A 20,380-nucleotide genomic window follows, 5' to 3' on the forward strand; every position below is an offset into this window, starting at 1 on the left:
ACAAATTTCTTGCATAAACCGACCAGTCGGTCAATATATCATTGAATGCGAATTTGAGGCCCCGGCGCGGCGAGTCGTCTCACTGCGGGGAGGTCGGCCTCACTCATAGGAATGAAAAGGACAGAGCATGAGCCTTCTAGACATATCGAGTTTTGCCGCTGGTGAATGGATCGCCCCGGGTGCCGGCGCCCGCAATATCGCCAGCGCCGTCACTGGTGCCCCGCTGGCGCAGGCCGGCAATGACGCTCTGGATGTGCAGGCCATGCTGTCCTATGCCCGCGACGTGGGTGGCCCTGCCCTGCGGGCGCTGACCTTCCATGACCGCGCACGGATGCTCAAGGCGCTGTCGGCGCATCTGAATGAGCACAAGCAGGCGCTTTATGATCTCAGCTTTGAGACCGGCGCCACCCAGGCGGACCACATGATCGACATCGACGGCGGCATCGGCACCATGTTTGTCTTTGCCTCCAAAGGTCGCCGTGAAATGCCCAATGCCAAGGTCTATCTGGATGGCGAGGTCGAGCAGCTGTCGCGCAACGGCACCTTCCTCGGCCAGCATATCTGCACGCCTTTGCAAGGGGTTGCGGTCCATATCAACGCCTTCAACTTCCCCGTCTGGGGCATGTTGGAGAAACTCGCCCCCACCTTGCTGGCGGGTGTGCCTGCCATCGTGAAACCTGCGACCGCCACCTGCTATGTCACCGAACTGGCCGTGCGGCTGATGCTCGACAGTGGCATCCTGCCTGCCGGTGCGCTGCAACTGGTTTCGGGTGGTCTGGGCGATATGCTCGACCATCTGACCATGCAGGATGTGGTCAGCTTTACCGGCTCGGCCCAGACCGCACTGAAGCTGCGCCAGAACCCGGTAATTCTGGAAAACTCGATCCGCTTTGTTGCTGAACAGGACAGCCTGAACGCGTCCATTCTGGGACCAGATGCCATGCCCGGCACGCCGGAATTTGATCTGTTCATCAAAGAGGTCAGCCGCGAGATGACCACCAAGGCGGGACAAAAATGTACCGCTGTGCGCCGCATCATCACCCCGGAATCGCAGACTGAAGCGGTGATCGAAGCGCTGTCAGCCCGCCTGGCCAAAACCACCATCGGTGATCCCCGTCTGGAAGGCACCCGTATGGGCGCGCTGGTCTCTATCGGTCAGAAACGCGACGTGCTGGAAAAGGCCGCGATCCTCGCGACCGAGGCCACCCGTGTCTACGGCAACCCTGATGATTTTGCGGTTGAAGGCGCCGACGGCGAAAAAGGCGCCTTTATGCCGCCGATGCTGTTCCACTGCGAAAACCCTGATGCCGCCCAACGCGTCCATGACACCGAGGCCTTTGGCCCGGTTTCCACCGTGATGGGCTACCGCGATCTGGATCACGCTGTTGCATTGGCAAACCGTGGCGAGGGCTCGCTGGTGGCCTCCTGTATCACCAATGACCCCGAGGTTGCCCGCGAGGTTGCCCTGGGCTCCGGCGCCTATCACGGTCGGATCTATTTCAACAACCGCGCCTCGATGAAGGAAAGCACCGGTCATGGCTCGCCCCTGCCCCATATGGTGCATGGTGGACCCGGTCGTGCCGGTGGCGGCGAAGAGCTGGGCGGCGTGCGCGGTGTGAAACACTACATGCAGCGTACCGCCATTCAGGGCAGCCCCGACATTCTGGCCGCCATCGGCGAACAATGGGTGCCCGGTGGTACTGAGATCGCCGCCCCGACGCATCCTTTCACCCGCAAATATGGCGAGTTGGCCATTGGTGAGACGCTCAACAGCCCTTCGCGCGAGGTGACGCTGGAAGATATCGAGCATTTTGCCACCTTCACCGGTGATACTTTCTACGCCCATATGGATGACGAGGCCGCCAAGCGGAACCCCTTCTTCCCCGGTCGCGTCGCGCATGGCTATCTGCTGCTCTCCTTTGCAGCCGGCCTGTTTGTCGAACCCAATGAGGGCCCGGTTCTGGCCAACACGGGTTTGGACAATCTGCGATTCATGAAGCCGGTTTCGGCCGGCGACAGCATCAAGGTGCGCCTGAGCGTGAAGAAAAAGACGCCTCGGAACGAGGAATACGGCGAGGTCCGCTGGCACGTCACCCTGACCAATCAGGACGACGAAAAGGTCGCGGAATACGAACTGCTGACCATGAACGCCTTCTAAGCGGCGAAACCGATATGCCCTCACGCTCCGGGCTGGTCTAACTGGCCCAGAGCGCTTATCCTGCTGTCATGACAGCACTATCCTCTCAAACCTTTGAGGCGAGCATCGCCCAGCTCACCGATCTGCAGAACCTGCGGGTCTGGTCGATCATTGTCTCGCTGTTTGGCGATCTGGCGCAGATACCCGGCGATCAGATCAGCGGCACCACCCTGACCCAGATCATCACCCCCATGGGGATCAAGCCCGAAGCCATCCGCGTGGCGCTGCATCGGTTGCGCAAGGATGGCTGGATCGAGAGCACCCGATCGGGACGGGCCTCGGTGCATTACCTGACCGAATTTGGCCGCAAGCAATCCACCGCCGTGACCCCGCGCATCTATGCCCGTACACCGCAGCCACCAGAGCTCTGGCATCTGCTGATCGCAGAGGACGGCAGCGGCCAGACCGTGCTGGAAGAGACGCTGTTGTTACCGCAATATACTCAGGTCAACCGCCGGACAGCACTGGGGTATGGCCCGGCCCCAAAAGGCCTGGATGATTTGTTTGTGGCAAGTGTTTCTGATCTCTCGGTGCCCGGATGGCTGCAGGCCCGCCTGTTCCCGCAGGATCTGGTCGAGGCCTGCCAGTCGCTGCTAGAGGCCTTGAACAACATCGCACTGCCCGAGCCAGGTCTGGCCCCGGTGCAGGTCGCGACCCTTCGCACCCTGATCGTGCACCACTGGCGCCGTATAGCCCTGCGTCACCCGGTTCTGCCAGTAAGTTTCGCCCCCGATGCCTGGGCCGGAGAAGCTTGCCGGGCCCGTGTCTTTCAGCTCTTGGACCGCTTGCCGCAGCCACAGCTTCAGGCACTGGAGAGCCCCCCTTCTGCATAGCGCCCCCCGTTTCCCTCGGAGTATTTTGATGTCAGCCCTTAGCAGTCTTGCCCTCATCGCCCTCGCCGCCCCTGCGGCGCTGCTGGGGGCATCGCATCTCAAAACCCGAAGGCTGGCACGCGAGGCCCGACACTTGGTGCCGCCCATCGGCCAGTTCTGCAACACGGTACAGGGCAAGATCCACTATATCGACATCGGACCGCGTGATGCGCAGCCTCTGGTACTAATCCACGGGTTGAGCGGTCAGTTGCAGCATTTCACCTATGCCCTGGCCGAGGACCTGGCCAAGGATCATCGGGTCATCGCTCTGGACCGACCTGGATGTGGCTATTCAACACGCAACAGCGATGCCCTGGCCCGCCTGCCGGAACAGGCCAAAACCCTGCTGGATGTGCTGGATCAGCTAGAGATCCAGCAACCAGTTCTGGTCGGGCATTCCCTGGGCGGTGCGGTCTCACTGGCCATGGCGTTGCAGGCCCCTGAGAAAATTCGTGGCCTGGCCCTGCTGGCGCCACTGACACATCCCTCGCCTCAGGGCGCTGAGGCGTTTAAAGGATTGATCGTCCACACCAGTGTCATGCGGCATCTGATGGCGCAGACTGTTGCGGTTCCGACCGCAGAACGCACCGCCGCACCGGTTCTACAGCAGATCTTTGCCCCGGAGGTCTGCCCGGATGACTTCCTCATCAAGGCTGGCGGCGCATTGGGCCTGCGCCCTGAGAGCTTTGTCGCGGCCTCGGCAGATGCCTCCTACCTCTACCCCGCGATCGAAACCCAGGCCGACCGCTATGCCAAGGAGCTCCGCACGCCTGGGGCGATTCTCTTTGGGGCAGAGGATGCCATTCTCGCACCGCAATCTCAGGGCAAAGTGATGGAGATCTATGGTTTGGGCTGCGAAATCGCCCCGGATCGTGGCCATATGCTGCCGATCACCGCGCCTGAGCTGTGTATTGACTTCATTCGCGCCACTTTGCGGGACCTGCCCAGCGCCTAGCAAAGCGCTGAAAATCAAGGAAACTGCCGGGCGAGACAAAAAAACATCTCCGAAAGCGGGTTTCTCCTGCATTTGCGCCTTGACCCCAGGGGCGCCATTCCGTAAATCGCCCCTCACAGAAGATGGCGCGGTAGCTCAGTTGGTTAGAGCGATCGACTCATAATCGATAGGTCGGGAGTTCAAGTCTCCCCCACGCCACCATTTCTCTCCTGCAAATCAGTAGTTTGTCATTCGGCCCCCGGGCCGAGACCATTCCGTCTACGACCTGTAAACCGGCTACCCTTTGGTGGGCCAATCTGGGGCTGGCTCCCTTGGAGACAGACACTTATACCTGAATCCATGACACAGAGACCTCCCTCAGCACTCCTGGCCATTGATGGCGGCGGTACCCGATGCCGCATCGCGCTGGAACGCGCCGGTGAGATCCTCGTGGTGGAAAGCGGGCCTGCCAATGCCTCCAGTGATTTTGACGAAACGCTTGTGCAGATCCGTTTGGGGCTGGAACAGTTAAGTCACAAAGCCAACCTGCCGCTGGCGCAACTGACCGAAGTCCCCGCGTTTGTTGGGCTCGCCGGTGTTGTCAGCTCTGACATTGCCCAGCGCCTTGCGCAGCACCTGCCCCTCACCCGGACCCACATCGAAGACGACAGGCCCGCAGCCCTGCGTGGGGCGCTTGGCAACGCCGAAGGCGCCATTTCCCATTGTGGCACCGGATCCTTCCTGGCCAGTCAAATCAAGGGGGAGCGCCGCATCATTGGCGGCTGGGGTCAGCATCTTGGGGATCAGGCCTCAGCCCAGTGGCTGGGGCGCCTGGCCCTGGCCCGCACCCTGAATGTCATCGACGGTCTGGAGCCCGCCTCACCTTTGAGCGCCACCCTGTTGAGCCGGTTTTCAAATTCCGCGCAGATTGTCGCCTTTGCCGCCCAGGCCAGCCCGATGGAGTTTGGCGCCTTGGCCAGAGATGTCACCCGCCATGCCAGCGCAGGCGATGCCCTGGCCATGGACTTGATGCGACAAGGCGCCCACTACATTAGCGAGATCCTGCCACGAATTGGCTGGACCCCCGGGCAAGCGCTCTGCCTGACGGGCGGTCTGGCCCCTGAGTATCGCGCCTATCTGCCCTGCCAGATGCAAGACGATCTGCAGCCCCCCCAGGGCGATCCTTTGTCCGGAGCGCTTGCCCTGGCGCGGGACTTTGCCACCAAGGCCCAGACCATCGCACAGACTGAGGCACCGCCCCCTATCAGGACAGATCAATGAACAAACCTCCCATTCTCTACGGTGGCGGCCCGATCTTTGATGGCCAAAGCCTGCACCAGGGCAGGATCGCCCGGTTTGAGGCAGGCAAGCTGGTCAGTCTCTTGCCAGACACTTCCGCCACAGCGCAGGAGCACTATGTCGACCTTGACGGCGACATCCTCAGCCCCGGTTATCTGGATCTGCAGGTCAATGGCGGCGATGGCATCATGCTGAACGCTGAGCCCAACTGCGACGGTCTTGCGCGTATCGCCAAGGCCCACAGGCGGCTGGGCGCGGTGCAGATCCTGCCGACCTTGATCACTGACACCCCTCAAAAGACTGCGCAGGTCATCGACGCCACCCTTAAGGCGCTCAGGTCTGGGGTGCCCGGCATTGCCGGGCTGCATCTGGAAGGCCCCCATCTGGCCCAGAGCCGCAAAGGCGCCCATGACGCTGCACTGATCCGTCAGATGAGCGCGGCTGATCTGGATATGCTGCTTGCAGCTGCCAAGGCGCTGCCCGTTCTGATGGTGACCCTGGCGCCGGAAAACACCAGTCTGGATCAAATCAGAGCCCTGCGTGCGGCCGGGGTGGTCCTGTCGCTTGGACATAGCGATGCCCCCTGTGAACAGGCCATGGAGTATGCCGAGGCCGGCGTCTCCTGTGTCACCCATCTGTTCAACGCCATGAGCCCGCTGAACCATCGTGCTCCCGGCCTGGTCGGGGCCGCGCTGAGCGCTCCCAATCTAAACGCCGGGCTGATTGCCGATGGCATTCATGTACATCCTGCGGCGATGCGTGCCGCCTGGGCTGCCAAAATGTGTCGTCCCAGCCCCGAAGGTAAAATCTATCTAGTGAGCGACGCCATGGCCCCGGCAGGCAGCGATATCTCCTCCTTTGAACTGGAAGGCCGCCAGATCCTGCGAGGGGACGGGCGTCTCACCCTGGAGGACGGCACCCTGGCGGGGGCTGACCTTGACCTCACCACCGCGCTGCGGGTGCTGGTGACCCAGTGCGATATTTCCCTGCAAGAGGCCCTAACGGCCGCTGTCACCACCCCCCGGCAGGTGATCGGTCAATGGCCACAAGACAGCACCGCGCTTGGCATGGATGAGCTCGATTTCATTCGTATCCGAAGCGACCTGAGCACAGCGGCGCCACTCTGTGAGATCTCGCTCTAGCAGGCGCTCTGTTAGGGTGCCCAGAGATTTTGCTCGGTTGATTGAAACCACTTGGCCAGATGTTCGATCAAGGCGCGAATGCGCGCCGTCAGGTGGCGGCTGGGCGGATAGACCACATAGAGCGGCAGCGGCTTGTCTTCGCGATCCGCAAAAAGCAGCTGCAGGCGTCCGGCGTCGATAAAGGGTTTCACGGTATAATAGGGACAGCGGGCAATGCCCTGTCCTCCGGCCGCCATATGGGCAACCGCGCGCGGGGAATTGGCGCGGAAACTGCCGTTCACCAGAACCGACGTGACCTTATCCTTATCCTTATCCTGAAACCGCCAGGTTTCCGGCTGCGCCGAGGATTGCAGCATAAGACAGTTATGGGTCGCCAGTGCCTTTGGGTGCCCCGGCTCACCATGTCGTTGCAGGTAGTCCGGCGCGGCCACAACCACCAGGCGCATGTCGCAGAGTTTGCGCGCCACCAGAGTCGAATCCTGCAGCTTGCCAAAACGAATGGCCAGATCAATGCCCTCTTCAACGATGGGTGCGTGGTAGTCCGACAACAGCATTTCGATCTGCACCTTCGGGTGGCTTTGCTGAAACGGCGTCACCGCCTGGACCAGCTCGCGGCTGCCAAATCCGGTGGGGGCTGTGAGCCGGATAGGGCCACCCAGCTCGGATTGGCGCTCCTGTATGACCCCCTCCATCTCGTCGATCTGATCCAGCAAAGGCAGGCAGCGCTCCAGATAGGCCTGGCCGGTATCGGTCAGGGTGACCGACCGTGTGGTGCGGTTAAACAGCTGCGCGCCCAGCCGTTCTTCCAGCCGGGCCACATATTTGCTGGCCAGTTTGGTGCTGATGCCGATCTGGCGCGCGCCCGCGGTAAAGGAGTGCTGCGCCGCAACCGCAACAAAGGTCCGCATACAATCTAACGTGTCCATCGCCTGTTCCTTGGCCCGTACCTCACCTGATCAGGATATCTCATTATCCCCAATACGTACATACTCACTCCACAAATGGGTGTATTATCACCCCTACGTTCTGAATGTATTTCTTCCTCATCGAAACGGCGGCTCTCATCAGCTGCTTCCCACTCCCACCGCACCAGCGGTAAATCTCTGAGGAACATCCAATGTCCAATACTCTGCGTATCCACAGCTTCCCTCTTTCCGGTCACGCGCACCGGGTTGAACTTTTTGCCAGCCTGGCGGGCATCGCTCATGAGGTGATCAACGTTGATCTCGCCAGCGGCGAACAAAAGGGCGAGGCCTTTCTGGCGCTGAACCCTGCCGGTCAGGTGCCGGTGATCGAAGACGGTGAAGCTGTGATCAGCGATGCCAACGCCATCCTGGTTTATCTCGCCCGCAAATACGCCCCTGCCTATCTGCCCAGCGATCCTGTGGCCGAGGCCGAGGTGCAGAAGTTCCTGACCCTGGCCGCAGGCGAAGTCGCCTTTGGTCCCGCAGCAGCGCGGCTGATCAATGTCTTCAACGCGCCGCTTGATGCGGAATTCTGCAAGACCGTGGCTGAGCGTGTGCTAGGCAAGCTGGACGCCCACCTCGCGGGACGTGACTTTCTGGTTGGCACCACGCCTACAATCGCGGATGTGGCGATCTACTCTTATGTGGCTCATGCCCCCGAAGGCGGCATCTCACTTGAGCCCTACGCGAATGTGCGCCGCCTGCTGAGCAATGTTGAGGGCCTGAAAGGCTTTAAGCCAATGCCAGTCACCCCTGTTGGCCTGCGCGCTGCCGCCTGATTCTGCCCACTCACGACAGGTTCCGGGGCGTCACGCGCGCGCCGGAAACCCCTCCCTTGCAGTCTATCCTCCGCCCCCTTTCCGTCTTTACCCGTGATGAGGTCCGCCATGTCCCCCGCCATCCCCGCCCCGCTTGACGACAGCCAAAATGCCTCCCCCTTCCATGCCGGGGAGCAGCAATTGCAAAGCGAAAACGGCAGCCGCGAGATGATGGAGAAGTTTGGCCGCAAGGTGATCCGTCCCTTTATGCCGGATCAACACCGGGCGTTTTTTGCCCAGCTGCCCTTTGTGGTGGTGGGGGCTGTAGACGCCGAGGGTTGGCCCTGGGCCAGTCTGTTTCCAGGTGCTCCGGGTTTTGCCCATAGCCCGGACAATCGCCACCTGGACATCGCTTTGAACGCCGCACAGGCAGATCCAGTGCGCAGCGCCCTGCGCCCTGAGACGCCGCTCGGGCTGCTTGGGATTGAGCTGCACAGTCGCCGCCGCAACCGGATGAACGGCCGTGTCGCAACGCTGGGGGAGGCCCAGATCCAGCTGCGTGTGGATCAGTCCTTTGGCAATTGCCCGCAGTATATCCAGCATCGTGACATCACCTTTCTGCGCGATCCCACCGACAGTACCTCGGCGCAGGCTTCGCCGCGCTTCACCGAGTTGGACGCGGAGGCCCGCAGAAAGATCGGATCGGCAGATGTCTTTTTTGTCGCCAGCGCAGTCGAAGCGCGTGACAATCCCACCAATGAAGGGGTCGATGTCTCGCATCGCGGCGGGCGGCCTGGTTTTGTACAGATCGATGGCAATAGCCTGATCATTCCCGATTTCCCCGGCAACAACCACTTCAATACCTTTGGGAATTTCCTGCTCAACCCCAAGGCCGGGCTGGTGTTTCCCGATTTTGCAACCGGCACATTGTTGATGCTCACCGGCACCACCGAGCTGCTGTCAAAGGATGCACCGGAAATTCGCGGCTTCCACGGCGCTGACCGGGGGTGGCGCTTTACCCTGGACCATGGGCTTTGGCTGCGCGATGCCTTGCCGTTTCGCGCAAAACTCGGCGCCTTCTCCCCGAACTCACTGATGGCAGATACCTGGGCAGAGAGCAGCGCACGCGCCAAACAGGAAGATGGCCGCAATGCCTGGCGCCGTTTTCGGGTCGCCCGGGTTGAGCAGGAAAGCGCGGTCATTCGCTCTTTTTATCTGGAGCCTGCTGATGCAGCCCCCCTGCTGCCCTTTGAGGCGGGTCAGTTTCTCACCCTGCGCGCCAGATCCCAAACCCCGCCCTCTGGGCAGGCGACAGGGCAAGTGCTGAGCCGAAGCTACACCGTCTCTTCTGCACCCGGCGAGCCCTACTACCGGATCTCGGTCAAACGCGAAGAACAGGGCGAGATGTCGCGACTGCTGCATGACCAGATCACACCGGGCGATATACTTGAGGTGAAGGCGCCGCGCGGCTCTTTCTATATTGATCCTGCAGAGACCCGCCCGGCGGTGCTCTTGGCGGGAGGGGTCGGCATCACACCGATGATTTCCATGGCCAACCATGTGATGCGCGAAGGGCTGCGCACCCGACATCTGCGCCCGCTAACCGTCTTGCATGCCAGCCGCGACAGTGCCCAACGTGCCTTTGCGGATGCCTTCCGCGCCATGCAGCAGGCAACCGAGGGCCAGATCCGTTACCTGTCCATCATCAGCAACGCGGCTGAGGGTGAAAAACCCGGAGTGGACTACAACGGCACCGGGCATATCTCCGATGACACCCTGCGGCAGGTGCTGGCCCTGGATGACTATGATTTTTTCCTCTGCGGCCCGCCCCCCTTCATGCAGGGGATCTATGACAGCCTGCGCCGCCTCGGTGTGCGGGACGCCCGGATCTATGCCGAGAGTTTTGGCCCCGCCGCCCTGACTCGCACCGCCGACACCTCCGCCCCCTCCCAGCCTGCGGATCAACCCGCCAAAGATGAAGCCAAGGCCGCCGAAGTCCGCTTTGCCAGCCTTGAGGCCGCTGCCCCGTGGAGCGCAAAAGACGGCTCCTTGCTGGAGCTGGCAGAGGCCCAGGGGCTGACGCCCAGTTTCAGTTGCCGATCGGGATCCTGTGGCAGTTGCGCGACCAAACTCTCCCAAGGCAGCGTCAGTTATCGCAGCCCTCCCGCAGCGGAAGTGGACGCGGGTGAAGCCCTGCTGTGCTGCGCCCGCCCCGCCAAAGACAGTGCCCCCATAATTCTCGACATCTAACCCCTTCAACTTCTCATTTGAACAAAAGGAGCCTCCCTATGGAAACCCGCCCACCTCTGCCGCCCTTTACCCGTGACAGCGCCATCCAAAAGGTGCGCCTGGCTGAAGATGGCTGGAACAGCCGCGATGCCGCCAAGGTGGCGCTGGCCTATACGCCGGACACCAAATGGCGCAACCGCGCAACTTTTGTCAGCAACCGCGCCGAAGCCCAGGCCTTTCTCGAGGCCAAATGGATCCGCGAGCTGGACTACCGCCTGATCAAGGAGCTCTGGGCCTTTACCGAAAACCGCATTGCAGTGCGCTATGCCTATGAATGGCACGATGACAGCGGCAACTGGTATCGCTCTTATGGCAATGAAAACTGGGAGTTTGCCGAAAACGGCTTGATGCAGAACCGCTTTGCCTGCATCAATGACCTGCCCATCCAGGAAGCAGAGCGCAAGTTCCACTGGGCGCTGGGGCGTCGCCCCGATGACCACCCCGGCCTGTCAGATCTGGGGCTCTGAAAGGACAAGGAGCGACACTTTCAAGAAAGCTGTCGCTCCTCTATGCGGATCAAGTGCTCAAAGCACATTCTCGCTGCGCTGGAACTGATCCACCCATTTGCGCACATCCACCATGTCAAAATAGACCGCGATCAGGGCCGGCAGCACAAGCAGCACTAGAACCATTGAGGCCAAGAGACCAAAGGCCACCGAGACCACGACAGGCACCAGAGTCTGTACCTGCGGGCTGGCCTCAAACAGGATCGGCACCAGCCCGGCAATGGTGGTTGAGGTCGACAGCAGGATCGGCCGGAAACGGGCCCGCACCGCATTCAGAGAAGCGGCGACATAGTCATCCCCCTTCAGGTGAGTTTGGAAAAATGTCAAAAACAGGATCGCATTGTTGACGACAATCCCGGCCAGTGAGGCAAAGCCAATCAGGCTGGGCATCGAGATATCCATTCCCATCCCCCAATGGCCCAGAATGGTCCCAACCAGCGCAAAGGGGATCGACAACATCACCACAACCGGCAGCGAATAGGACCTGAACTGAAAGGCCAAAACCATATAAACCCCGACAAGTCCCAGCAGCAGCAGCTTCATCATGGAAGACTGCGATTCAGCCTGTTCAGCCGAAGCGCCGGAGATGCCAATCTCTACACCGGGAAAGCTCTTTTGCAGCTCCGGGCCCAGCTCCTGCGTGATCACTGCGGAAATCTGCGCCGAGGTCACAGTGGCATTGTCGATCTTGCCGCGAATGCGTGCCAGCGCCTTGCCGTTTTTACGGGTGATCGTCGGATAGCCCTGCGACAGGGTCATCTCGGCCACCGTCGACAGCGCCACCAGCTTGCCATCACCCACCAGGATAGGGAAGCGCTCCAATTCGACCAGATTGGCCACCGTATCATCCAGTTTGACCCGCACTGCCATATCGGACTGGTTTGAGCGGAAGCTATCGGTCTCAGTGCCCTCAAAGGCGCTGCGCAACTGGTCCGAAACCACCTGGGGTGTCAACCCGACGAGGTAGCCATATTCATTCAGCGTCAGCTGCACCTCCTGTCGGCCACCATAGAAATCCTGAAAGGCCTCAACCACGTCGGACCGCGCCAGCAAGTTATTGCGCAGCTCCGTCGAGGCCGCCTCTAGCTCTTCCAGGTCATACCCTGTGAGTTCAACATCCAGATCAAAGCCCCCAGGGCCCATCTCAGACTGCGAAAACGAAGACTGAACCAGATCGGGGATTGGCCCTGCAGCCGCGCGCCAGGCCTCGAGCACCGCATCAGCCGTGACATTGCGGGCAGAGCTGGTGAGCAGATCCACGGTGATCGTGGCGGTGTTGGATCCGTTGTCATAGACCTCAGAATTGACCGCATATTGGACCAGAACCCGCTCCACCAAGGGGGCGCCGCCCTCGGTATGTGGAGTCAGATCCTCATCCACCTGCCGCAGGCCTTCCAGCACCTGATCAACCGTCGCAACCGTGCGGTCCCGGTTGATCCCGGAGGTCAGCGAGAAGCGGATTGTCAGAGTGTCGCTTTCGGTGGAAGGAAAACCGATCATCTTGACCGAGCCAGAGGCGATAAGGCTGATCGACAGGATCAGAACCGCAAAAACCGAGCCCATCGTCAGATAGCGCCAGGACACCAGCCAAGTCACAACGGGGAGCACGCAGCGCTCTTTTACCCATTCCAGCCCACGTTCCGCCAGACGGGGTTTATGAACCTCTGGTTTCCCCGGTTTACCATGGCTCAGGTGGTGCGGCAGGATGAAAAAGCCTTCAAACAGCGAAATCGCCAGGGTGATCAGCAGCACCAACGGGATAAACCGCAGGATCTGCCCCATGTCGCCAGCCAGGAACAGCAGGGGACCAAACACGCAGGCGGTTGTCAGAAAGGACGAGGAGACACCAGGCAGAACCTCCAGCGCCCCCCGCGCGGCGGCCTCAGCAGGACCGACCCGGGCGCGCCATTTGTCGATGTTTTCCGCAATAACAATGGAATCATCCATGATCAGCCCAACCGCCATCAGCAGCGCCACCAGAGTGATCATATTGATGGTGATGCCCAGCAGGCTCATGACAAACAATGTGCCTAAAAAGGACACCGGCAGAGCCGCTGAAATCCACAGGGCTTCCTTCAGGGAAAAGAACAGCCACATGGTGAAAAACACCAGAACCAGCCCAACCGCGATATTCTCGCTAATCAAGTTCAGACGTTCTTCGACCAGTTCGGTCATATTGTTGGTCACGGTAATCCGAAACGGATCCGGATAGGCCGCCCGTTCGGCACTCAAGACCTTTTCGACCTCCTCAAACACCCGAATACTGTCGGTGTTCTTGGATTTGGAAACCGAAATGATCGCAGCCTGATCGCCATCTATGTATGAGGCGATGTTTTCATCGGTATCCATCATCCGGACTTCGGCCAGATCGCGTAGCCGGACAAAGCTACCGGATGTGTTTTGCAAAACGATCAGGTCTTCAAGATCGGCAACCGAGCGCCGGGTGTCGGCGTAGCGCAGCACCAGACTGTTTTCTGCCAGATCAGCACTGCCAAGCGGTTGGCTCAGGCTTCGGGCCTTGATGGCATCAACGATATTGCGCGGCGACAGGCCAAACCGGTGCAGCGCCCCCTGATCAAACACCACCTGCAACTCGCGATCGGTAATGCCCGAAACAGTGATTTCGGCAACGCCGGGCAATCCCCGCAATCTGTCCGCCAGCTGGTCGGCGTATTCGATCAGCCCCTGTTTTCCAGAAATCCCCGAAACCGCCACCAGGGCAACCAGATCGCTGCGCGCCTGAATTTCCACCGTGGGGGTTTCGGCGTCGGTGGGGAAATCATTGATGCTCGACACCGCCGAAAAGACATCGTTGAAGAACAAGGTCAGATCGCCGCCCTCCTCCAACTCGGCGGTGGCCGTTGCCACACCATCAACCGAAAGGCAGGTCAGCTCGGTCATTCCAGAGGTGCCGATGAGGGCCGCTTCCAACGGTGTACAGATTTCCTCATCCACATCCCGCGCCGAAGCACCGGGGTAGACCACACGGGCCGCCACGGTAGAGGCCGTGAACTCGGGGAAGGTCTCGCGCTCCAGATTGCTGAGAACACCAACACCCAGGATACAAAGCAGCGCCATGATCAGGTTGGAGGCAACCGGGTGGCGAACAAAAAAGGGGATCATTTCAATTCCCTTCAGCCGCAGCAGCAACAGGCACCGGCGCAAGTTTCATGCCCGCAACTGGGGGGCTGGGCAGGCCCAGAACCAGCGTCTCGCCGCCACTCAGACCAGACTGGATGATCACATCGCCGCCGACCACCTCACCAGGCACCACCTCACGGATGGCCAGTCGATCATCCTTATCCGCCAGATAGACAAAGGGCTTTCCCTCATCGCTCACATGCAGGGCGTGGCGCGGCACCGCGATACTATCCGGCCTCGGTGCGCTGGAGAAAACCACACGGACAAAGCTGCCGGTATGCAAGGGCGGACGGCGCAGCCCCTGTTGCGCCACCAGCGGATCCGCGACCCTGACCACGATCCCCATGGTGCCGGTATCTGCGTCCATTGTACCACGCAGGCGCACAACTTCGGCCTCCCAGGGGGCAAATTGCTCCAGCGTCGGCAGCTCCACATGGGCGCTCACCCCGGCGCGCTGCAGGGCCTCGATGAATTGACTGGTGTCAAAACTGCTGCTTTGCAAAAACGTGTTCTTCGGACCAGAAAAGACAACTGGACCAAAGCTGCTAGGCTGCACCTCGGCCGTCACCTCAGCCGCGGCGGTGCTGTCCAGGGACAACAGCGTATCACCAGTTCTGACAAACTGCCCGACCTCGATACTCTTGCTGGCCACCCGGCCCCGGAATGGTGCCGTGATAGTCGATTTCTCCAGCGCCCGGTCGGCCTCTGCCAATTCCGCCTGACGCACCGCCTGCGTGGCCAGCAACGCATCCCGCTTGGCTGGGAAAAGCGACAGGGTATTGGTGAGATTGGTCACCGAAGTCTGCTGCGCCAGATAGGATTTTTCTGCGGTATCAACCGTGGCCTGGGTGCCCGCCCCGCGCTCCAGCAAGGATTTCACCCGTGCCAGTTCGGCCTCGGCCACCTTGAAAATGCGTTGCTCGACCAAAAGCAGCCGCTCAGCGTTTTCTTCCTCGCGGGCCAGCTCGGCCAGGTCGGCCTCGACCGCGGATATATTGGCCAGTGTCTTTTGCCGTGACAGCTCATTATCCGTCTGGTCGATCTCAACCAGAATGGTGCCCGCCCCGACGATGCTGCCCGTATTTAACCCACTAGATACTGCGAGAACGCGGCCCTCGACCTCGGAAATTGCCGTCCAGCTATGCTCCGCTTCGACCCGGCCAAAGCCCTCGGCGCTGGCGATGATCTCCCGACGCACCACTGGCTGAACCCGCACCGCCAATTCGGCCTCTGGTGGTGTGCTCACCTGTGGTTCCGGACGAGAGGTCATCCAGACAAAACCCAGAATGCCCACGGCAAGCGGGGGCAAGACAAGAAAAGGGCGAAGGTTCATTGCGGCTACCTTTGTAACGGGCTCAAGAGCTGCCCAAGAAAAAGGGCCATGAGACATAAACGTAAAACCATATGGTTTCCGTCGCAGGTAGTTTGACTTTTTCCTTTGGGAGAACTCAACCGGCAAACGCACTCCGGCTGAACCCTGCCTCATCTAAAATCCTATTCCAATTCAAGGAACTCTTTCTGCCAGCCCTCAACTTGAAGGCCGCAATTACACCCATCTTTGGCAAATTATTTTAACATCAAATTCGATACTTAGAATATTGAAGCGCCGATACAGGAAACACGTCTTCTTTGTTGCAGAGCAAACTTCGCGAGCATAGCTCCCGTTAGGGTCGCCGCAGTTCTAGCAACGAATCTGGCGATTGATGACCCATAGTTCTCACCATATTTTCCTGTTTTGCAGCGGATTTTTTCGCCGCCTTGCAGGCTATGGTGTGGCCTTGATGTTGGTCGTACAACTGCTGTTTCCGAGTCTCGGCAAGGCCGAAACCCCGGCGACCTGGATCGAAATCTGTAGTGAATTTGGTGCCATCGAAGTACAAATCACGCTGGACGAAGATGAACACCAGGACAAAGACTGCCCCGATTGTGACAAATGCCTGATGTGCATTGCACAAAACGGACAGTTCCGGACCACTTCGGCAGCCTTTGCAACTCTGGTCCTTGCGACAGCAGGCACAGGCCATATGCACCCCAATGCAGAAGCGTCAAATCCGGCGCAGTTCTGGCATGACGGCAGGGGCCCTCCGCGCCTGACCACATTTAATATGAAACGCGCATGCGGCGCGTCCATGACGACCACTCAATTTAAGGGGGAGGCGTCGTGAGACTAACGCGCACCCTTTGTGGCTGGATCACAGCCCTGATGATTTCTCTCGCGGCCCTTGCAGCCCCGAGCCCGGCCCAGGCAGACAACCTCGCCTCGTTCCTCACTGACCTCACACCAGATGATCTCTACCCCGGTGCTGATGCCTTTGGCCCGATCCGTGCGGACGTTCCCGTCGCGCCGATCCTCAAGGCGGGTGAGACCCTTGGCTATGCCTTCCTGACCTCGGATTTTGTCGGCACCACCGGGTATTCCGGCAAACCCATTCATGTGGTTGCTGGCATTGATACCGACGCGGTGCTGACCGGTGTCAAACTGGTCAAACACTCTGAACCCATCGTGCTGATCGGTATTCCCAACTCCAAGATGGTCGCTCTGACCGAAAGCTACACCGGGCTTGACCTCAAGGCCGAGGCGGCAACTGGTGGCGAAGCGCATGATCTCGACATTATCTCGGGTGCCACCGTGACCATCATGATCATCGACGACTCTCTGGTACGCGGCGGCATCAAGGTTTCGCGCGCTTTGGGACTGGGTGGTCTGTCGCCCAATGTGGCAGATGGCCCCAAGCGCGAAGTCGATATGGCCCAGCGAGAGGCCTATGACTGGCACACCATGGCAGGTGACGGCTCCACCCGCCGCATGACCCTGGATATCGGCCAGATCAACGCCGCCTTTGAAGAAACCGGCGATGCCCGTGCCATCAAACGCCCCGAGCCGGGTGCGCCTGACGACACCTATATCGACATGCATGTGGCCTTGATCTCGGTGCCCTCAATCGGTCTGAGCCTGCTGGGCGAAGCCGAATACAAGAATTTGACCGAATGGCTGGAAGAGGGCGAAGAGGCCATCCTGCTGCTGGGCCGTGGCGCCTATAGCTTCAAGGGCTCGGGCTATGTCCGCGGGGGGATCTTTGATCGCATCCAGTTGATTCAAGGTGACAATTCGGTGCGCTTCTTTGACAAGCAACAGCGCCGCCTGGGCGCGCTGGCAACGGATGACAGCCCCAGTTTTACCGAGCTGGACATCTTCAAGATCCCGGCAAATTCCGAGTTCAACCCAGCCGAGCCCTTCCGCATCCAACTGCTGGCCCAGCGCGTGGTTGGCGCCATCGACAAGACATTCCTGACCTTTGATCTGGGATACAAGCTGCCCGAACAATACCTGCTGCCCCTGCCTGCCGCTGTGGTGATTGACAGCGCCAGTGATGAGGCCGCCGCAAAATCAGCACTGTGGCAGCGGATCTGGCGTGACAAACAGGTTGAGATTGCCGTGCTCGGTGCCATGCTTCTGGTGCTGACTGCGGTGTTCTTCTTCCAGTTCCAGGCCACCATGAATGCCCGCGCCTTCTACTGGTTCCGTATCGGCTATCTGAGTTTCACTCTGGTCTTCCTGGGCTGGTATGCCAATGCACAGCTCTCGGTGGTCAATCTGATGGCTCTGGTGGGTAGTCTGCGGTCGGGTTTCACCTGGGACGCTTTCCTGATGGATCCGTTGGTGTTCATCCAGTGGTTCGCCATCGCCGCCGCGCTGCTGTTCTGGGGCCGTGGTGCCTATTGCGGCTGGCTCTGTCCCTTTGGTGCGCTGCAGGAGCTGACCAACAAGCTGGCGCGTGCCCTCAAGGTGCCGCAGTGGACCCTGCCCTGGGGCCTGCATGAGCGCCTCTGGCCGCTGAAATACATGATCTTCCTCGGATTATTTGGGCTCTCCATGGTGTCGATGCCGCTGGCGGAAACCTATGCCGAAGTGGAACCCTTCAAGACCGCGATCATTCTGAAATTCGTGCGCGACTGGCCCTTTGTCGTCTTTGCTCTGATCCTGCTGCTGGCTGGGCTGTTCGTCGAGCGCTTCTACTGTCGCTACCTCTGCCCGCTGGGTGGTGCGCTGGCGATCCCCGCGCGGATCCGCATGTTTGACTGGCTGAAACGCTATAAGGAATGCGGCAGCCCCTGTCAGACCTGCTCGAATGAATGCCCTGTCCAGGCCATTCACCCGACTGGCGAAATCAACCCCAATGAGTGCGTCAACTGCCTGCACTGTCAGGTTCTGTACCAATCGGAAACCAAATGCCCGGTGGTGATCAAACAGATCAAACGCCGCGCCAAGACCGGCACCCCCGGTCCCAAACTGAACATTGGCCACCCCCCGGCCAATCATCCCAACGCGAACAAGACACCTGTTTCCTAAAGGAGGACACCATGTCTGAAGAAGAGAAAACAAACCTCAACGTCACCCGCCGTGGTCTGCTCGGGGCCACCGCCACCGGCGCCGCCCTTGCCGCCACCGGTGTTGGCACCTCGATGATGAGCGCTAGCCCCGCCAAAGCAGCCGGCAACGAGGCCAGCCTGGCCCCCGGTGAGCTGGATGAATACTACGGCTTCTGGTCCTCGGGTCAGACCGGCGAGCTGCGCATCCTTGGCGTGCCATCCATGCGCGAATTCATGCGGGTGCCCGTGTTCAACCGCTGCTCCGCCACCGGTTGGGGCCAGACCAATGAATCGCTGAAAGTCCTGACCGAGGGCCTGCTGCCCGAGACCAAGGAATTCCTCGCGGCCAATGGCAAGGTCACCTATGACAACGGCGATTTGCACCACCCGCACATGTCCTTCACCGATGGTGTTTATGACGGCCGCTTCCTGTTCATGAACGACAAGGCCAACACCCGTGTAGCCCGTGTGCGTGGCGACGTGATGAAATGCGACAAGATCATCGAGATCCCCAACGCCCATGACATTCACGGTCTGCGTCCGCAGAAATTCCCCCGTACCGGCTATGTCTTTGCCAATGGTGAGCACGAAGCACCGCTGGTCAACGACGGCAAAGTGCTGGACGACCCGTCCCAGTACGTGAACATCTTCACCGCCATCGACGGCGACGAGATGGAAGTGGCTTGGCAGGTGATCGTTTCCGGCAACCTCGACAACACCGATTGTGACTATCAGGGCAAATACGCCTTCTCGACCTCCTACAACTCGGAAATGGGTATGAACCTGGCCGAGATGACCGAGAACGAGATGGACCACGTTGTTGTCTTCAACATCAAAGCTATCGAAGAGGCCATCGCAGCTGGCAACTACCAGGAGCTGAAAGGCGCCAAGGTTGTAGACGGTCGCAAGGGCGCGGGCGGCAACCTGACCCGCTACATCCCGATCCCCAACTCGCCCCATGGTGTGAACGCCGCACCAGACAAGCGTCACATCATGATCAACGGCAAGCTGTCGCCCACAGTTTCGGTGATTGACGTCGAAAAGCTGGACGCCCTGTTCAACGACAACGCCGATCCACGTTCGGCCATCGTGGCAGAGCCAGAGCTGGGTCTTGGCCCACTTCACACCGCCTTTGACAACAAGGGCCGGGCCTATACCACCCTGTTCCTCGACAGCCAGGTGGTGAAATGGGACATCGCCAAAGCGATCGAAGCCTACGCCGGTGGCGACGCCGATCCGATTCTTGAAAAGATCGACGTGCACTACCAGCCTGGCCACAACTCGACTTCCATGGGTGAAACCGCCGAGGCCGATGGCAAATGGCTGATTTCTATGAACAAGTTCTCGAAAGATCGCTTCCTGAACGTGGGTCCGCTGAAGCCTGAAAACGAGCAGCTGATCGACATCTCTGGCGACAAGATGAAGGTGGTCCACGATGGTCCAACCTTTGCCGAGCCCCACGACAGCATCATCGTTCATCGCTCCAAGGTGAACCCGGTGAATGTTTGGGATCGGAATGACCCAACATGGGCCGATGCCCGTGTTCAGGCCGAGGCAGACGGTGTTGATCTCGACGACTACCAGGACACCATCATCCGTGATGGCAACAAGGTGCGCGTCTACATGTCGAGCCAGGCGCCGAACTTCAGCCTCGAGAGCTTCACCGTCAAACAGGGCGACGAGGTCACCGTCATTGTCACCAACCTGGATGACATCGACGATCTGACCCACGGCTTCTGCATGGCCAACTTTGGTGTCGCAATGGAGATCGGGCCTCAGGCGACTGCCTCGGTGACCTTCATCGCGGAACGCCCTGGTGTGCACTGGTACTACTGCCAGTGGTTCTGCCACGCGCTGCACATGGAGATGCGCGGCCGGATGTTTGTTGAGCCTCGGGGAGCCTAAG

14 protein-coding genes and 1 tRNA gene are annotated in these 20,380 nt (G+C 60.0%); 12 read left to right on the top strand and 3 right to left on the bottom strand.

Translation table 11 applies throughout. The features are described 5' to 3' along the window. The first annotated feature begins 127 nt into the window (after nucleotides 1-127). The 6 genes from paaZ to nagA all read left to right on the top strand — a co-directional run bounded on the left by paaZ (nucleotide 128) and on the right by nagA (nucleotide 6,444). Nucleotides 128-2,158, top strand: coding sequence for a phenylacetic acid degradation bifunctional protein PaaZ (gene paaZ / locus ED661_RS07575; protein ID WP_122073276.1), 2,031 nt, complete (start codon nucleotides 128-130; stop codon nucleotides 2,156-2,158). A 68-nt stretch (nucleotides 2,159-2,226) separates the two neighbouring features. Next, nucleotides 2,227-3,030, top strand: coding sequence for a PaaX family transcriptional regulator C-terminal domain-containing protein (locus tag ED661_RS07580; RefSeq protein WP_122073277.1), 804 nt, complete (start codon nucleotides 2,227-2,229; stop codon nucleotides 3,028-3,030). 28 nt (nucleotides 3,031-3,058) lie between these two features. Beyond that, complete coding sequence (locus tag ED661_RS07585; RefSeq protein WP_122073278.1) at nucleotides 3,059-4,024, top strand: alpha/beta fold hydrolase; 966 nt, start codon at nucleotides 3,059-3,061, stop codon at nucleotides 4,022-4,024. Nucleotides 4,025-4,148: 124 nt separating this feature from the next. Next, nucleotides 4,149-4,225, top strand: a tRNA-Met gene (locus tag ED661_RS07590). A gap of 138 nt (nucleotides 4,226-4,363) precedes the next feature. Next, on the top strand, nucleotides 4,364-5,284 hold the full coding sequence (locus ED661_RS07595) for a BadF/BadG/BcrA/BcrD ATPase family protein (RefSeq protein ID WP_122073279.1): 921 nt from the start codon (nucleotides 4,364-4,366) through the stop codon (nucleotides 5,282-5,284). After that, nucleotides 5,281-6,444 (top strand): N-acetylglucosamine-6-phosphate deacetylase, encoded by a 1,164-nt coding sequence (gene nagA / locus ED661_RS07600; RefSeq protein ID WP_122073280.1) that lies wholly within the window; start codon nucleotides 5,281-5,283, stop codon nucleotides 6,442-6,444. The genes ED661_RS07595 and nagA overlap by 4 nt, the downstream gene beginning before the upstream one ends. Nucleotides 6,445-6,455: 11 nt before the next feature. Here the strand turns inward: nagA and ED661_RS07605 are convergent, their stop codons facing one another. Next, the gene (locus ED661_RS07605; protein WP_122073281.1) at nucleotides 6,456-7,370 is read right to left on the bottom strand and encodes a LysR family transcriptional regulator; all 915 of its coding nucleotides are present in this window, start codon (nucleotides 7,368-7,370) and stop codon (nucleotides 6,456-6,458) included. A gap of 191 nt (nucleotides 7,371-7,561) precedes the next feature. Here ED661_RS07605 and ED661_RS07610 point away from each other — a divergent pair, with 191 nt between their 5' ends. From ED661_RS07610 to ED661_RS07620, 3 genes are all read left to right on the top strand, one after another. Beyond that, nucleotides 7,562-8,188, top strand: coding sequence for a glutathione S-transferase family protein (locus ED661_RS07610; protein WP_122073282.1), 627 nt, complete (start codon nucleotides 7,562-7,564; stop codon nucleotides 8,186-8,188). Between the two features lie 108 nt (nucleotides 8,189-8,296). Beyond that, on the top strand, nucleotides 8,297-10,417 hold the full coding sequence (locus ED661_RS07615) for a pyridoxamine 5'-phosphate oxidase family protein (protein WP_122073283.1): 2,121 nt from the start codon (nucleotides 8,297-8,299) through the stop codon (nucleotides 10,415-10,417). Between the two features lie 38 nt (nucleotides 10,418-10,455). Next, nucleotides 10,456-10,923 (top strand): nuclear transport factor 2 family protein, encoded by a 468-nt coding sequence (locus ED661_RS07620; RefSeq protein ID WP_122073284.1) that lies wholly within the window; start codon nucleotides 10,456-10,458, stop codon nucleotides 10,921-10,923. Between the two features lie 57 nt (nucleotides 10,924-10,980). Here the strand turns inward: ED661_RS07620 and ED661_RS07625 are convergent, their stop codons facing one another. Then, complete coding sequence (locus tag ED661_RS07625; RefSeq protein ID WP_162930070.1) at nucleotides 10,981-14,085, bottom strand: efflux RND transporter permease subunit; 3,105 nt, start codon at nucleotides 14,083-14,085, stop codon at nucleotides 10,981-10,983. Nucleotide 14,086: 1 nt separating this feature from the next. Further along, entirely contained in the window at nucleotides 14,087-15,436 is a 1,350-nt protein-coding gene (locus ED661_RS07630; RefSeq protein WP_162930071.1) for an efflux RND transporter periplasmic adaptor subunit, read from the bottom strand. A 439-nt stretch (nucleotides 15,437-15,875) separates the two neighbouring features. Between ED661_RS07630 and ED661_RS07635 the strand changes: the two genes are divergently transcribed. Genes ED661_RS07635 through nosZ form a run of 3 tightly spaced genes read left to right on the top strand, consistent with a single transcriptional unit; the run spans nucleotide 15,876 to nucleotide 20,379 of the window. Continuing rightward, nucleotides 15,876-16,268, top strand: coding sequence for a hypothetical protein (locus tag ED661_RS07635; protein WP_162930072.1), 393 nt, complete (start codon nucleotides 15,876-15,878; stop codon nucleotides 16,266-16,268). Continuing rightward, nucleotides 16,265-18,454 (top strand): NosR/NirI family protein, encoded by a 2,190-nt coding sequence (locus ED661_RS07640; RefSeq protein ID WP_122073288.1) that lies wholly within the window; start codon nucleotides 16,265-16,267, stop codon nucleotides 18,452-18,454. Before ED661_RS07635 ends, ED661_RS07640 begins: the two co-directional genes overlap by 4 nt. 11 nt (nucleotides 18,455-18,465) lie before the next feature. Further along, nucleotides 18,466-20,379 (top strand): TAT-dependent nitrous-oxide reductase, encoded by a 1,914-nt coding sequence (gene nosZ, locus ED661_RS07645; protein ID WP_122073289.1) that lies wholly within the window; start codon nucleotides 18,466-18,468, stop codon nucleotides 20,377-20,379. Nucleotide 20,380: the final 1 nt, after the last annotated feature.

This window comes from Pseudophaeobacter sp. EL27 (genome assembly GCF_900313025.1).
Classification (GTDB): Bacteria; Pseudomonadota; Alphaproteobacteria; order Rhodobacterales; family Rhodobacteraceae; genus Pseudophaeobacter.